14 protein-coding genes are annotated in these 16918 nt (G+C 29.3%); 2 read left to right on the forward strand and 12 right to left on the reverse strand.

All coding sequences use genetic code 11. The annotated features are described in order from the left end of the window. Positions 1 to 121: 121 nt before the first annotated feature. From OW730_RS25890 to OW730_RS25920, 7 genes are all read right to left on the reverse strand, one after another. Complete coding sequence (locus OW730_RS25890; RefSeq protein ID WP_271226944.1) at positions 122 to 1489, reverse strand: oxaloacetate decarboxylase subunit alpha; 1368 nt, start codon at positions 1487 to 1489, stop codon at positions 122 to 124. A gap of 43 nt (positions 1490 to 1532) precedes the next feature. After that, a complete protein-coding gene (locus OW730_RS25895) occupies positions 1533 to 2723 on the reverse strand; it encodes a pyridoxal phosphate-dependent aminotransferase (protein ID WP_271226945.1) in 1191 nt (396 codons plus the stop codon). A 112-nt stretch (positions 2724 to 2835) separates the two neighbouring features. Further along, positions 2836 to 3837 carry an asparaginase gene (locus tag OW730_RS25900; protein WP_271226946.1) on the reverse strand — a complete coding sequence of 334 codons (1002 nt, stop codon included), beginning with the start codon at positions 3835 to 3837 and terminating at the stop codon, positions 2836 to 2838. Between the two features lie 43 nt (positions 3838 to 3880). After that, a complete protein-coding gene (gene nhaC, locus OW730_RS25905; protein ID WP_271226947.1) occupies positions 3881 to 5302 on the reverse strand; it encodes a Na+/H+ antiporter NhaC in 1422 nt (473 codons plus the stop codon). A gap of 496 nt (positions 5303 to 5798) precedes the next feature. Continuing rightward, the gene (locus OW730_RS25910) at positions 5799 to 7169 is read right to left on the reverse strand and encodes a sigma-54-dependent transcriptional regulator (protein ID WP_271226948.1); all 1371 of its coding nucleotides are present in this window, start codon (positions 7167 to 7169) and stop codon (positions 5799 to 5801) included. Beyond that, positions 7159 to 9186: a transporter substrate-binding domain-containing protein gene (locus tag OW730_RS25915; protein ID WP_271226949.1), complete on the reverse strand. Its 2028-nt coding sequence runs from the start codon at positions 9184 to 9186 to the stop codon at positions 7159 to 7161. The genes OW730_RS25910 and OW730_RS25915 overlap by 11 nt, the downstream gene beginning before the upstream one ends. Positions 9187 to 9392: 206 nt before the next feature. Next, positions 9393 to 10769: a hypothetical protein gene (locus tag OW730_RS25920; protein WP_271226950.1), complete on the reverse strand. Its 1377-nt coding sequence runs from the start codon at positions 10767 to 10769 to the stop codon at positions 9393 to 9395. Between the two features lie 372 nt (positions 10770 to 11141). On the opposite strand from OW730_RS25920, the gene OW730_RS25925 reads away from it, so the two are divergent. Further along, on the forward strand, positions 11142 to 12074 hold the full coding sequence (locus OW730_RS25925) for an alpha/beta hydrolase (protein ID WP_271226951.1): 933 nt from the start codon (positions 11142 to 11144) through the stop codon (positions 12072 to 12074). 176 nt (positions 12075 to 12250) lie between these two features. Here the strand turns inward: OW730_RS25925 and OW730_RS25930 are convergent, their stop codons facing one another. Further along, positions 12251 to 12682: a hypothetical protein gene (locus OW730_RS25930; RefSeq protein WP_271226952.1), complete on the reverse strand. Its 432-nt coding sequence runs from the start codon at positions 12680 to 12682 to the stop codon at positions 12251 to 12253. Positions 12683 to 12819: 137 nt separating this feature from the next. Between OW730_RS25930 and OW730_RS25935 the strand changes: the two genes are divergently transcribed. Next, positions 12820 to 12966, forward strand: a complete 147-nt coding sequence (locus tag OW730_RS25935; RefSeq protein ID WP_271226953.1) for a hypothetical protein — start codon at positions 12820 to 12822, stop codon at positions 12964 to 12966. A gap of 327 nt (positions 12967 to 13293) precedes the next feature. On the opposite strand, the gene OW730_RS25940 is transcribed toward OW730_RS25935, so the two are convergent. From OW730_RS25940 to OW730_RS25955, 4 genes are read right to left on the reverse strand one after another with little or no spacing between them, the layout of a single operon-like run. Beyond that, positions 13294 to 14241: a prenyltransferase gene (locus OW730_RS25940; RefSeq protein ID WP_271226954.1), complete on the reverse strand. Its 948-nt coding sequence runs from the start codon at positions 14239 to 14241 to the stop codon at positions 13294 to 13296. 26 nt (positions 14242 to 14267) lie between these two features. Then, complete coding sequence (locus OW730_RS25945) at positions 14268 to 14963, reverse strand: response regulator (protein ID WP_271226955.1); 696 nt, start codon at positions 14961 to 14963, stop codon at positions 14268 to 14270. Positions 14964 to 14967: 4 nt separating this feature from the next. Then, entirely contained in the window at positions 14968 to 16539 is a 1572-nt protein-coding gene (locus OW730_RS25950) for an ATP-binding protein (protein ID WP_271226956.1), read from the reverse strand. Beyond that, on the reverse strand, positions 16539 to 16895 hold the full coding sequence (locus OW730_RS25955) for an FMN-binding protein (RefSeq protein WP_271226957.1): 357 nt from the start codon (positions 16893 to 16895) through the stop codon (positions 16539 to 16541). The genes OW730_RS25950 and OW730_RS25955 overlap by 1 nt, the downstream gene beginning before the upstream one ends. Positions 16896 to 16918: the final 23 nt, after the last annotated feature.

A 16918-nucleotide genomic window follows, 5' to 3' on the forward strand; every position in this document is an offset into this window, starting at 1 on the left:
CATTCAACATTGCAAATCAATAGTATCTATTCTCTTTAATCTTTAATATTTTTTAAGCTTTCAGCTTCGCTGAAAGGTATCAATATTTGTTCTCTGTTCTTTAATATTTGTTCTTTGATTCCTATAAAGATAATTCAATACGGTATATTTCTGGTTCTTTATCTTCTAAGAATTTTTTAGCTATCTGTGGGAATAATGCATATGATAATATATCTTCTTCAGATTGATACAACCCTTCGATTTCTTTCTTATAATTATCAAATCCATCTTCGATTAAATCCGCTGGTCTAACAGTGACTACTTCATCATTTCCTATAATTTTCTTCTTAATATCTTCATTTATAGGAGCAGGAGATTTTCCGTATAATCCCTTTACATAGTCCTTTATTTCTTTAGGTACAACCTTATATCTCTCTCCAGTTAAAACATTGAATACTGATTGTGTTCCTACCATCTGACTTAAAGGTGTTACTAATGGTGGGAATCCTAAATCTTCTCTTACTCTTGGTACTTCTGCTAAAACTTCTTCGTATTTATCAGCAGCATTTTGAGCTGTTAATTGAGATAAAAGATTTGAAAGCATTCCACCTGGTACCTGATAGCTTAATGTTTTAGGTTCTGTATTCATAACCTTTGGATTTAAAATACCATTTGCAGTGTATTTATCTTTTATAGGTTTAAAATATGAAGCTACTTCATTAAGCAAATCTAAGTTTAACTTTGGATCTCTATCTGTATTTTGATAAGTAATAGCTAAAGATTCAGTTGGTGGTTGTGATGTTCCTGTTGCAAAAGGAGATATTGCTGTATCAATAATATCTACTCCAGCTTCAATTGCCTTCATATAAGTCATTGATGCAATTCCGCTTGTACAATGGTTGTGTAACTCTATAGGTAAATCTGTTATCTTTTTAATTTTCTTAATTAACTCAAAAGCACGGTAAGGAGTTAGAATTCCTGCCATATCCTTAATACAAATAGAGTCTGCACCTAACTTCTCCATTTCCTTTATCTTATCTAAATAATAAGATGTAGTATGAATCTTACTCGTTGTATAAGAAATTGCACACTGACAGTGAGCACCTGCTTTCTTAATAGCCTTTATTGAAGTTTCTAGATTTCTCGTATCATTTAAGGCATCAAACACACGAATAATATCTATTCCATTTTCTACTGCCTTTTGAATAAACTTCTCAACAACATCATCTGGATAGTGCTTGTACCCTAATAGATTTTGTCCTCTTAGAAGCATTTGAAGCTTTGTATTTTTCACCTTAGCTCTAATCTTTCTTAATCTTTCCCATGGATCTTCATTTAAGTATCTAAGGCATGCGTCAAAGGTTGCTCCCCCCCATACTTCCATAGAATAATATCCTACTTGGTCCATCTTCTCTATAATAGGTAATATTTCATCAGTAGTTAATCTAGTTGCAATTAGAGATTGGTGTCCATCTCTTAATGCTGTTTCGGTAATTTTTAATCTCTCCATTTAATTCACCTCTTTTGATAATTTGAAGATCTATCTCTAAGTTCTATATACGAACTGCTTTTTCGATTCTATCTAATCCTTCTTTAATGTTTTCAAGTGAAGTAGCATAAGAGAGTCTTATATAGTTATCACTTCCAAATGCAGCCCCAGGAATAACAGCTACTTTTACAGTATTTAATAAATATTCAGCAAGTTCCATTGAATTTGTAATTTTAACTCCGTTAAATTCTTTACCAAATAGTTCTGAAATATTTATCATTACATAAAATGCCCCCTTCGGCTTTCTGCAAGATAAATTACTGATTGAGTTTATCTTCTCTACCATATAATTTCTTCTTTCAGCAAAAGCTTTAACCATCTCATTTATTGACTCTTGACTTCCTGTTAATCCCTCAATACTTGCGTATTGTGCAATTGTGTTAGGGTTTGATGTAGCATGACTTTGAATATTAGTCATTATCTTAGCAATTTTCTTATTTGCTGCCACATAACCTATTCTCCATCCGGTCATAGCATAGCCTTTAGACATTCCATTTATCACTATTGTTAAATCCTTAATTCTCTCTCCAAAAGAGGCAATACTCACATGTTTTCCATCATATATTAACTTTTCATAAATCTCATCTGATATGATATAAATATTCTTCTCCACTGCAATTTCAGCGATTTCTTTTAATTCTTCTTCAGTATAAACAGTTCCAGTTGGGTTATTTGGACTATTTAATAAAATTGCTTTTGTTTTTTCATTTATTGCTGCAAGTAAACTTTCTTTAGTATATTTGAAATCATTTTCTTCTAAAGTCTCTACAAATACTGGCGTCGCATCTGCTAACTTAACTAGTTCTGGATAACTAACCCAATATGGTACAGGAATGATAACTTCATCTCCAGGGTTACATATTGCTTGGAAAGTGTTGCACAGAGAATGTTTTGCTCCGTTAGAAACTACAATGTTTTCTGGAGTATAATCTAAATCATTGTCTTTTTTTAACTTCTCACAAATTGCTTCCTTTAATTTTGGTAGTCCCGCGGCTGCTGTATATCCAGTACGTCCACTTTCAATTGCTTCTATAGCTGCTTTTCTAATATTTTCTGGTGTCTTAAAATCTGGTTCTCCAGCTCCAAAACTAATTACATTTTCTCCATCCGCTATCATCTTTTTCGCTTTAGCTGTAATAGCTAATGTAATTGATGGTGCAATTCCTTCGTTTTTAACAGACAAATTCTTGTTCATTTTTCTCTTCTCCTTATAAAATCAATAGTAAAGTATAGATAAGACTATGAGAGTGTGTGATTTTCTCACAGTCTTATTTATTTTTAACTAAAACATTAATAGTCTCTTAATACTAATAACAACAATCTCCCATTACTGGTGTTTCTATAAGCTTTTTAACCTCATCAATATTTTCTGACTTTCCTAAAGCCCACATTAACTTAGCCACAATTGCTTCAGTATTCATATCATTAGCATAAATTATTTTGGTTTTAGCAAGTTCTTTTCCAACTTCGTAGATATTTAAATCTACACCTTCTTCTAAACATTGCGTTGTTACTACAACTGCGACACCTGCATCAGTCAACTCTTTTACTTTTGAAGTAATATCGAAATTCTCAAATGGTATCCCACCAATACCAAAGCTTTCAATAATTACTCCTTTATATTCTTTTTTAATAAAATCAAATATTTTAGGATCTATACCTGGAAATAACTTTATTACTAATACATCTGTGCATAAAGAACTCTCAAATATTAATTCCTTATCTGACTTTAATTTTATTTTTTGGTGAATATCTTCGTTATAGTAAATTTTCCCGTACTTAACATTGGCAACATAAGGATAATTTACACTTTTAAAAGCATCTAAGCTTTTAGTTTTTACTTTCATTGCACGAGTTCCATTGATTATCTTTCCGTCAAAAGCTACGAATACTCCTGAAACATCTTCAAGTGAAAATCTTATTGCGTCAACTAAGTTTTGTCTTGCGTCTGTACCAAATTCTTCTATAGAAAATTGTGCTCCAGTTATAACAACAGGCTTATTGATATTTTGAAGCATATAAGTTAATGCCGATGAAGTATAAGCCATAGTGTCGGTTCCATGAGTAATCACAAATCCATCGTAGTCTTTATAATTATCATAAATAGTTTTTGCAATATGAATCCAAAACTTTGGATTCATATTGGAACTATCTATATTAAAAATATGTTTACCTGTTATATGACATAAGTCTTTTATTCCAGGAACACGCTCTAATAAATCATCAATATTGTAACGTGGAGTTAAGCCATTTCCTTCATCTGAACAAGCAATGGTTCCTCCTGTAGCTATTAAAAGTATTTTTTTCATTTGCAAACCCCTCTAAAAATATATACTGTATTTTACTGAATTCCTAAGATGCGTTTTCTATACCGTCATAATTAGTAAATTCAACTTTTTCACCAATCCATTGATACTTTCCTAAATAACCATAAAGTATTGTTATTCCAATACAAACAAATGCTAACCACATGTATGGTATATATTCTAAACAAGATACTCCTAAGATACCCGCCATAAAGATTCCATTATCACTCCAAGGAACCATTGCAGCAGTTAATGTACCACCAAATTCTGTATTTCTAGAAAGAACTCTTCTATGAACTTTTAATCTATCATAATTTTTAGACATGATTTTTGGTGTTAAAATTAAAGGAACATACATTGCACTTCCAAATATATTTCCTAAAATTGAAGTTCCTACTGTTGCAACTGCAAGTCTACCAGTGTTTTTAATCCAGTTTTCGAATTTTGATGCAATTACCTCTATCATTCCAATTTTGTCTAGTAATCCTCCAACACCAAGACCAAATATTATAATTGCTACTGATCCTAACATTGAGTTAATACCACCACGACTTAAAATATTATCTACAAATGCTACTCCTGTATTCATAGCCTCTGGTTGGTATGCAGTATTTATAGCAGCTACTGGATCCATACCTTGGAATACAATTGCCCAAACAATTCCTAAAACCGCACCAAGAGTTATTACAGGTAATGATGGTTTTCTCTTCATAAGTAAAAGTACAATAATTATCATTGGTACAAAACAAACTAAAGATGTATTGAAGTTATCACTAATTGCACTCATAAATGATTCAATTCTTCCAAGGTCAACATTTTGTCCACCATATTTAAATCCTGTAATTGTGAAAAGAATAGCTGTAATTATAAATCCTGGAATACTAGCTGGAGACATTCCTTTTATATGATCCATAACATCGATTCCAGACATAGAAGCTGTTAATACTGTACTATCTGATAATGGAGATAACTTGTCCCCAAAGTATGCACCTGATAAAACAGCACCTGCAACAAGTGGTAATGGAATACCTAAACCTTGTCCAATACCCATCATAGCTATACCAGCTGTTCCAGCAGTTCCCCATGATGTTCCTGTAGCTATTGAAGTCAATGCACATATTATTAAAGTTGCTAATAAGAAGATATTAGGATTTATTATCTTTAATCCATAATATATAAGACTAGGTACTATCCCCCCGGCAATCCATGTACCTACTAAAGCTCCAACTGCTATAAGTATAAGTATCGCGTCCATACCATTGTAAATCCCTTTAGCAATAGATGCCTCAAGCTCTTTATAACTATGTCCTAATTTAACCCCAAGCGCTATAATAACAAACCACGAAGTGAATAGTGCTAATTGTATTGGTAATTCAAACACTGTAGTAAACGAAAAAGCCAGTGCTAGAAATATAGATAAAACTACTATTACTTGAAGCATTGATGGTAACTTAACACTTTTTGACATAAAATGAATCCTCCTTATTTTTTCAAATGCTTCCTTTTTATATATTTGTAAAAATACGATTCATAAATAGTTTAAACATTAAAGTGATTTTATATTTAAATAAGAGGTACTGTTTCTTAAAGGGTTATAGTAATTTAAATCTTTTATAATTGCATTTAAACCCTATGAATATTATTTACAAAAATAAAAAGGAAGTTTTTTTATTCACTTATTTATAGAGCAAATTCCATGCCATTTTTTCAAATTACATTATATTTCGACATTTTTTTATTCATAAGATATATTTTTTTAATAAATTAAAAACCCTTAAACCCCTTTAATGCCTATGTTTAAATAACTTTGCACAGAATAAGTAAATTTTATATTTTTTATGTTAAATTTTTTAAACAAAATAAAAAAGATAAACATGATGAAATGTTTATCTTTAATGAATGGTGAAATTTCTTTCCCACCTTGCTATGAAATAAATTTCCATGGTGTGAAATTTATTTCCACCCTATTTAAGTTCGTATTCAGTAATCTTATTAAACAGTTGTCTCCTGCTTATATCTAATTTTTTTGCCGCTTCAGTTATATTATAGTTACATTGCTCAAGTACTTTTTCAATATACTTCGCTTCTGTTTCCTTCCTTATAACTTTTAGAGGTTTAATTTCTTCAGTTGCCTCTACTTCTTTCTCATAAGCTTTTTTATCTCCATGTTCAGGTAAATCACTTTCTTGTATAATCCCTTTCTCAGATAAAACAATTAACCTCTCTACTATATTCTTTAATTCCCTTACATTCCCTGGATACTCATAAGAAAGAAGAAAATCCATTACTTCTTTCTCAATTTTACTTACATTCTTTTTTAGCTTAACTTTATATTTTTCAAAGAAAAAGTTTATTAAATCAGGAATATCTTCTTTTCTTTCTCTTAATGGAGGTATTTCTATTGTAATAGTACTTATTCTATAAAATAGATCTTCTCTAAATTCGCCAGACATTATTGACTTGTGTAAATCTTTATTAGTTGCACAAATAAGTCTAAAATCAACATCTATAGATTTATTACTTCCTATTCTCTCAATTTTCTTTGATTCAATAGTTCTTAGCAGTTTAACCTGGGTGCTTAAAGATATATCCCCTGTCTCATCTAAAAATAATGTCCCTCCATGTGCTGCTTCAAATCTCCCTATTCTTTTATCAAGAGCGCCAGTAAATGCCCCTTTTTCATGACCAAATAATTCTGATTCAAGTAAACTCTCTGAAAAAGCATGGCAATTAACAGCTATAAAATGTTCATCTTTTCTATCGCTGCATTCATGTATATATCTAGCAAACACTTCTTTACCAACACCTGATTCTCCTAATATTAATATATTAACATTGCTTTTTGCAGCCTTTTCTGCAATATTCATAACTTTTTTAAATTCTTTGTTCTTGGTACTTAACATAAATGATGAATTTGATTTTTGGCTTCTTAAAATTTTATTTTCCTTTTCAACACATACCAACCTCTTAAGTTTTTCTATCTCTATCAAAAGTTCTTCTGGATCATGACCTTTAATAAAATAAGTATATGCTCCTTTTTTCATAGCTTCAACAGCATTTTTAATAGTTCCATAACCAGTTGCAATTATAACTTCTGTATCTGCATATTCTTTTTTTATTTTCTTTAACAGCTCAATTCCATCCATCCCTTTCATAATTAAGTCTGTTAGTATCAGGTCATAACTTTCTTTTTTTAGTTTTTCTAATGCCTCTTCACCACCACAAGCCTCTTCTGTAATATAACCATTTTCCTCAAGTATCATCTGAAAAACTTCTCTATACTCTTTTTCATCATCTACAACAAGTATTTTAAAGATATTATTATTATTTTTCATTAATATCATCTCCATCTAAGGGTAATGTGATATAAAACGTTGTCCCCTCACCTACTTCACTTGAAACCCTTATTTCTCCTCCAAGTTTTTTCACTTCATTATATGTTACATATAATCCTAACCCAGTTCCTTTTCCAGGTACTTTAGTTGTAAAAAAGGGATTAAATATATTTTCTAAATCTTCTTTTCTTATTCCACTTCCAGTATCAGAGCATGTAAATAAAAGGTCATTATCTTTTTTATTACATGTAATCTTAAGTATTCCCCCATTAATCATTGCATCTATAGAATTAGATATTAAATTAATAAAAATATGTTTTAGTGATTCTTGATTAAGATAGCATAAAATACTATCATCACATTCCACCTCAACTTTAATATTCTGCCTTTCCATCACTTTATATTCTAATTTTATGATACTTTCAATAAAATCTCTTATATTGATTTCTTCCCGTTTATTACTAGATATTCTAGAAAAGTTAAGCAAATTATCAATTATATCACTAGCTTTATTCACAGAAGATTCAATAACACTTATAGCTTTTTTTGTTTTTTCTTCATCTTTATTTTTATTCATTTTTAATATATAACTATAATTTCTAATAAGCCCAAGGGGATTTCTAATCTCATGAGCTACACCCGATGCCAATTGACCTACTGCTGCCATTTTATTTGACTGTAAAAGTTTCTGCTCACTGATTCTAACTTTAGTAATATCTTTTATCATAACTAAAACTCTATCTATTCTTTTACTCTTATCTTCTAATGGGAATGTACTCATTTCAAATATTCTATCTTTATACTCAAACTCATTTTGATAACTTTTACCTTTAATAAAAGTCTTTTTAATAATTTCTAAATTATCATCTACATATATATTATTTGAAATATCCCTGCAATTTTTACCTATTATTTCTTTTTTATTTCGTTTAATTAATCTACAGAAGGATTTATTAACATTAATAATATTAAAGTCTTTATTTAAGACTATCATCAAATGAGTCAAGCCATCAAAGGTAGTTTGAAGATCAGCTCGGCTAATATTAAGCTCTTCTGTTCTCTTTTCAACCTCTTCTTTTAAAAGTTTATTCCATGAATAAAATATATAAGAAGCTAACAATATTATTGTTATGAATATTGAAATTATTAAAGTAATTTTTTCTGATATGTTTTCTTTAATGAAGGGAGCCGATACACCAAACCATTTTTGATATATCTTAACCATAGTGTTCTTTCTATTAAGATTATAAATTCCTTTATTTATTATTTCAAGAAGTATCTCCTCAGATTTAGGAACTGCAAGTACGCTCTCTTTCTCGTAAATTGGTCTATCTAATATTTTAAAATTATCCTTTAATCCAAGTTTTTCAACAAAATAACTTATTACTGGCTCATCTCCTACAACAGCATCAACTTCTCCTTCTTTTAAGAGCATTATTGCATTTTGGTAATCAATAGTAAGCTTATACTCAATATTACTCACCTCAGAATTTAAAAACTCAACAACATAATCTCCTTTTTGAGCTGCAATAGTTTTATCTTTTAATTGTACATAATTAACAATATCCTTTTCCTCTTTTGATACTAAAATCACTGCCTTCTGATTATATATAGGATCTGAAAACAAATAAAGCTTCTCTCTATTTTCTGATGGATACATATCACATATATCTGTTTCACCTTCTGCTAAACTTTTTAAAGCTTCTTCCCAAATTAAAGGTTTAAACTTTATATCAGCACCTAGTTCAATTGATAATGCTCTTAAATAATCTACAACAATTCCTTTATACTGCTTACTTTCTTCATCCACATATCTAAGAGGTGGTGCGTTTTGATCTGCTCCATAGATAATACTGCCATGCCCCTCTAGCCATTTTCTTTCTTCTTCAGTTAGCTTATGTGATTTTTGTAAGTATTCAAATATACTTGCATCATATTCAATCCTTAAATATGTATCGAGAAATATACCCGTTAATAATACTACTACTAATGTTACAAATATTGTTTTTCTCTTCATATATCCTCCTATTCTTTTGTACATAATTTAAATGTTCAGTATGTAGTATATATCCTCCCTTGCTATAATAAAAATAAATAATTTTCTAAAATTTTATTATGGTTATTATATCACTTACTTAACTAAATTGTATATTTTATATTTTTGCACTTTGATTGTATAAAAAAGAAAACCCTTGGCTCTATATTAACCAAGGGCTTTTAAAATTATTTTAAAGCTGATATCTTTTTAAGGTTTTCTCTTATCTCATTTCTTAATTTTACTGCTTCATCAAACTCGTAGAAGAATAACATCTTCTTCTCTTTAACAGAGTTTCCTTTAGGCTTGTCTTGAGTAACGAAATGAGTAAAGCTTTCTGCTATATCTTCTTCTGGATTAGTTGGTGCATAGTCTGAAACAAATTGTTCTTCATATTTATCATAGAAAGCCTCACGTGCATCTTCTGATTCTTGTGCCTTTTGCCATTCATTATAAATATTTTTCCAAAACTTATTATAAAACTTATTTAAATACGCTTTTTCAGTTGTAGTACCTTCATCAGTTGTATAAGTTTTGCTTTCATTATTTATTTCTTTTTTCATTTGAGAATTATTTAAAGTTAATATATGAGCAAATTCATGAATAATTGTATTATTTAGTTCACTATTATCTAATTTTCCATCTTCATTAATAGCATCTTTTTTATCTATAGACATAGACCATTTTTCACCATTATCATCTACTCCATAAACATAAGCTAATACTCCACCTTCACCATCTGTATTTATATTAAATTTAGAAATTCTATTTAGATAAGATTTAGGAACAAGTCTCTTTACTCTTTCCCAAAGCAAATCATATTTTTTCATATCTGATAGTGAAGGTTTTTTAATATTTGAATCTTTAATAATTTCAATTTTTCCATTCACAACATTGAATGCTGCATATATCTCTTCATTTTCCCCTTCACCAATAAACTCATCTAAGTTAATGCCATTTTCCTTTAATATTTCATCAATTTGATTCCATACCTTGTCAGCTTCTTCATAGTTATTTTCATTCTCAGCTTGTACACCTTTCTCGTAAAGAGCGAGTATCTTTTCATATAAATCTGAATCAATTTGATCCTTGATTTCTTCTAAGATATTAACAATAAAATCTTGTCCCTCTTCAGTTCCTTGAGTTTCATCATAATCAATTCCACATGATTCCCCACATGATTCTTCATCCTGATTATCTAATTCAATTCCCTTAGTTTCACTTAGTTCTTCTAATAAATCTTCAAATTCGTCCCTTGCTTTTGATGCCTGAATCTCATATTCTACAACAGTATCATAAAGTTCCTTAAGTTTTTTAATTTCCTCTTTATTTAAATATTTTATATCTTCCCCGATGAACTCATCAAAAGGAATAACTTCATAATCATCTTGAAAATCGTCTTCATTATCTTGTTCAATATTATTTCTTTTCACATCATTAATTAAATTGTATATCTTGCTATATTTATTATTCCCTTTAATATCTTTTTCTTGAGTAGATATTCCTATCGTTCCTAAACCAAGTCCTAATGTTAATACAGCTGCAATAAAAGCTTTATTTCTCATATAATCACCCCGTTATTAATTTATGATTATATGATAGGACAAGGTTGTGTACTTTTTGTGTTTTTATTGTGTAAAAAATGAATACATATAGTTGCTAGTTAATGCTGAGTAAAATTTATTAAAGTTTAGTGTGTGGTATGGTAAACCGTACTATATTGCCAAACGTTGCAACTTCAAAAGAATTTCCTAAACTTTTAAAGAAAATTCGTATAAAAGTTTGGAATCAATTTTATGAATAGAGTAATGAAGCGTAAGTCTCACGTTTCGTATGAATGAACGCATGGATATAACTTCAAAGTGTTCCCTATTCCTATAATAACAATGGTATTATATAATTTAAAGAGATAAATTAGAATTAAAGGAGTTATGATTATGATAGAAAAAAATAGAAAAAAAACTGATGCGGGAGAAATAGTTGTTTGTAAAGAAAATCTAAACTTTAATAATATGGACTTTTCAGATAGTAATTTCATTAGATATTTCAGAAACTTTTTGGATGAAAATCTAAATAATTTATTAAAAGAGTTGAAACAAGAATATACGTTAAATGAAGTAGATATTAAAGGAGTGAATGCCGCTTGGATAGAGGCGTTAAATTCTAATGAAAATAAAGGGGTTATAATATATCTTCATGGTGGATGTTATATATATGGAAATGTACATAATTACTGTACTATTCCGGTTCAACTTTCAAATGCTACAGGGATAAAGGTATTATCAGTTAATTATGCACTAGCTCCTGAAAACCCATTTCCAAAAGCTCTTGAAGATGTAGTGAATATATATGAATATCTAATAGAAGAAGGATATAGCTCTAATAACATTGCAATTATAGGTGATTCAGCAGGTGGAGGACTTGCTTTATCAACTGTTTTAAAGCTAAAAGATTTAAAAATAGATTTACCAGCTGCTATCGGATTATTTTCACCTTGGGTTGATTTAACATTAAAAGGAGATACAATAGAAACATTAAAAGAATACGATAGTGTATTAAGTAAAAAACAATTAGAAGGAGCAGCAAAAATTTATGCTGGAAAATCAGAATTGAATAACCCTTTAATTTCTCCTATTTATGCTAATTACAAAGATTTTCCACCTATGATGATTTTAACAGGAGGTCGTGAGATTTTACTTAGTGATTCAATGAACCTAGCTAGAAAAGTAGCACTTGATAACACTACAGTAAATCTTATTGTCTGGGATAACAAATACCACGTTTTTGCAGCAGATTCAAATCTTCCTGAAAGTAAAGAAGCAATAGAAGCTCTAGGAGCATTTTTATTAGAGAAGATGAACTATAAATAAAGCAGAATGTATGTAACTAGCTTATTGCCGATTTACTTCTCATTATACATATAATTATATGAAAAACTTATTATACCAAAATAGAATAATGTGTATTATTTATATAGATTAAAATAAAGAGGAACCACCTCCTCTTTATTTACTCATACTATTAAACTCCATTAATCTAACTAACTTTATCTTTTCTTATTCTTCTCAACATATGTCTCAAAACATCTAAATATCATAATTAAAAGTTCACATATGATTTTCCATATAAGCACTCCAAAAACAAAATACAGAATACCAGTGAAAATGCCTAATGGTAGATTATTTACCATTCTATAAGTATAATGTCTCATACCATTTTCAATAAAGGAAATTTCTTTTTCATACATATGTGAAAGATACATAACTTTTCCATAAGCAATTGCTTTCATAAGTATTGGAAATATACCAAGATAAAATAAAATTTCAATAGCATTTTTAGCTGATATTACCCCAAATTTTCTAAAATCTTTACTACTTTCTTTAATTCCGTTTCCATTAATTGATCTTAAACCATAATCATTTAATTCCTGATTTTCAGCCCCCTCTTTACTTCTATTCTCTTTGTTTGATTCCTTCATAATCAAATCCCCTTTAAATATATTTTATCTATATTTTAACATATTATTGATTTTATGTAATATAAGTCATGAATAAAACAGCCATAAATATTAATACTATTTACATACTAACTATTAAACAAGAGAGGAGAATTTTTATGGATAAAATACAAATGAGTAGAGATCAAGTAAGTAGATTACAAAGTAAAGTAGACACAAACCCAAATGCTTCAGAAGCTGAAAAAGAAGCCCTAAAAAAAGCACAAAGTAAAGCAGATAAAAGTTTTTGGAAAAATATAAAATAGTATTAAAAAAGGCACTAGCGTGCCTTTTTTAGTTGAAAATTGAAAACGGAAAGTTGAAAACGATGGATGTTTCTCACGTACGTGAGAAACTACATTATCTTGTTCTTTAGTCCAACAAAAGTTTACTCATTTTATCTTTGGATAAAATATTATATTTAAACTACAATGTTTCATTAAAATGAAACGAGTAAATCCTTACTGTCCAAGGAACAATACAATTAGAATTTCTCGGAGAGAAATATCCCTCGTTTTCAATTTTCAATTGTCCACTTTCAACTATGTTTTTATATTGTTCTCTGCATCTTTTTACTCTATAAAAAATTTCTTTTATTTAAATATAAGATTCCCTGCCAACATAGAAACTATCTGTACAACATTTATAATCATTAGATTTTTAACAGCCAAAACAAAAGTATCTTTTTTCGTTTGCTTATTATAAAACATTTTTATGTTTTTATTTACTAAAATAAACGTGAGTAATGTTATTACACAGGTAAGTGGGATTACTTTTAGCATAAGTAAAAGAATAATATCAATATAAATCATATAATATAATACCTTATATAATTTTAGCGCTCTTTCTTTTCCTATGTATATAGGTAATGTATATCTTTCATTTTCTCTGTCATCCTCTATATCGCAAATGTTATTGGCAAGCATAATATTTGAAATACATATTACTGTAGGTAATGAAAACATGAAAATATATATTAATTCTAATAAGTTGATATTAATTATTAACATGCTATTATCATAAGATAAAAGAACTAAGCTATTTTCAGCATGTACATATATTGATAAAAAGACAATTACAAATCCCATAAACAGACCTGAAATAATTTCACCTAACGGTGTTCTTGATATTGGTATAGGACCGAAAGAGTATAAAATCCCAACTAAAAATGATACCATCCCTAAAAGTAGTACCACAATATTAGTATTTATAAACAATATAAATCCAAATACTGATGCCACTATTAAAAGAGTAACTATCACTCCAATAACTGTTCCTTCTTTTAAATTATCTTTAACAATGGCATTATGTGTCTCATAATTATATCCATGAGTTTTTTTCGCTCTTTTAAAATCACAGTAATTATTAATAGCGGTTGTAGCCATATCAAATGTTATTAATGAAATAAACATAAGAATAAAGTTTTTACTACTGAATTGATTATAATGATATAATGCATAAATATTACCTAGTATAAATGGAATTAAACTTGCAAGCTTGGTCTGAATTTCTACTAATTTAAAAAAACTACTTAATGTCATTTAGTTTGTCCTCCATAATAATATTATTATTCTTCTGTTCTAAGTTTGTATTTATTTTTAGGTCTACCTACTTTCCCATACTCCATTTCAACCTCTAACTTTTTTTCTTTTTCTAAGTAATCAAGATACCTTCTCGCAGTAATTCTAGAAACCCCAATATTCTCAGCAATTTGTTGTGCTGTAAAATTATTATCACCCATATCATGTATCCCATCTAGTACCTTTTCATAAGTACGCTGATTAAACCCCTTGATATCACTAATATCATCTATATTCTCTAGTTCAATATTTTTGTCTTTCAATATATATTTATCAATAGTTTCCTGTTCAATACTGTCATTATCTTCAAAACTACACTTTCTATTTTTAAATTGAATAAGTGATTCTTTAAATCTCTTGAAAACAAAAGGTTTTACAAGATAGTCTACTACGCCATATCTAAATGCTTCCTCCACAGTATCTGTATTTCTATCAGCAGTAATCAATATAACATCACATTTAATATTTTCTGTACGTATCCATCTCAATAAGTCAGTTCCTTTTCCTTGTGGGAAAAAAATATCTAATAATATCAAATCTGGTTTACATATTTTCACAGACTCTTTTGCCTTCTCTAATGAATTTACTGTTCCACATAACTCAAAGCCTTCTACTTTTTTTAAAAACCTCTCATTTATCATACTCACCATTGGATCATCTTCAACTATAAGCACCTTAATCATTAAACTAACTCCTTTCCATAGGTATAAATATATCCCATACAGCCCCATTATCTTGTGAAATCTCTATACTCCCCTCAGCATATTCTATTATCTGTTTTATAATACTTAGCCCAAATCCTCTACTGCCCGATTTTGTAGTAAAACCTCTTTCAAATATTTTATCTCTTATATCTTCAGGGATACCAGGCCCATTGTCTTTCACTCTTATACTTAATCCATTTTCATCAGAATTTAATTTAACAAATATTTTACCTTCTTCATATTTAACTAATTCATCCATTGAGTTCTCAATCAAATTCCCCACTATAGAACACACTTCCTCAACTGTAACACTATCTGGGATCTTCTCCATATTAGACTTTGGATCAATCTCCATGGATATCTTAGCTTCTGTTGCCTTATTATACTTGGCAAGCAATAACCCTGCTATATGAACATTATTTATTTTCTTATTTAATATATTAGAAACTTCCTGTCTTTCATGAGAAATATCTGAAATATACTCAATAGCTTCATCATACTCCTCAAGTTGAATAAGCCCTGAAATAGTATGTAACTTATTCATAAACTCATGATTTTGCGCTCTTAAAGCACAAGTCATTTTTCTTGTACCTGCTAATTCCTCTGCCATATGCTTAATTTCTGTTAAGTCTTTAAAACTTGAAACTACACCTATTGTTTCATCCTTATGATTCTTTAAAATAGTATGACTGCACACAAGTGTCTTGTCATGTCCAATTTTTATTTCCTGATTATATATTGATACTCTTTTTCTTAAAGCCTCCATCATGCTTTCAGTATAATTTTTATTTAATATAGAAATATCTTTAAGTAAATCATCATCCTTAAGTGCTAAGATTTTCTTTGCAGCATCATTTATAAGCATTATTTTTCCATCATTATCTATAGCCAAAATTCCATCTTTTAAACTCTGTAACACCAAGTTTCTTTGCCCTAATAAAAGTGCAATTTCCTTTGGCTCTAATCCAAATATAGTCTTTTTTATTGAGTTTGATAATAACGCCGCACTTATTATTCCAATTATAATGCCAACCACTATTGTAATCCTAAAAAATAGTAGCTGTGTTCTCAATTCTTGATACACTGTATCTGTCAAGAGCCCTACCACAACAGCCCCTACCTGCTCTCCATCATAGTAAATTGGTGCATAAGCTCTTATTGCTGTAATTAATTTATTACTATCTTTAGAAACATAAGATTCTCCTTCTTGCAATACCCTTTCTTCTCCACCATCATTATATTTTCGCCCTAGGGTATTTCCATAGGGATATGAGTACTTAATACCTTCCATATCCATAACTATGATATATTGAAACCTAGTTTTTTCACTAAAGTCATCTATAGTTTCCTGTACTACCTCATATTCTTTGGATGTGGCTAAAGTTTTTTCAATTATATCCATTGAGGAAATAGTTACAGCTAAATCCATTGCATTATTTCCCATCTGTTCTTCTAAAGACACTTGCATATGATGATAAGTAACACATCCGATACTTCCAATTACCAAAATCATTATTGCGCTAAAGAATATCATCAATCTATTTTGTAATTTCACTAATCTTCCACCTCAATCATAGCCTTATTAAGCGCATCTTCTATAGCATCAATAAGTCCCTTACTGGTATATGTAGCTCCAGTAACTGTATCAACCTTAGTGCTATTAGCTTTTATTACTTTTTTAGGAATATCCTCATACACAATTTTACTTAATAACGGAATTTCTTCTTCTTCTATGATCTTTATTTCTTTAATTTCATATTCATCTGTTGTAACTTCAACCTTTATTTTATCAATATGACCTTCTCCAACACCCTCGTAAACACCCTGCTTATAAATTACCTTTTTATCCCCACAAGCAGTTAATTGAATGGTTATTCCTATAGTCATTAACAATATTAAAAGCTTTTTCACTTAATTCCCCTCCTCATTTGTTT

Origin of the sequence: Oceanirhabdus sp. W0125-5, from assembly GCF_027938815.1 — a bacterium.
GTDB lineage: Bacteria > Bacillota > Clostridia > Clostridiales > Clostridiaceae > Oceanirhabdus.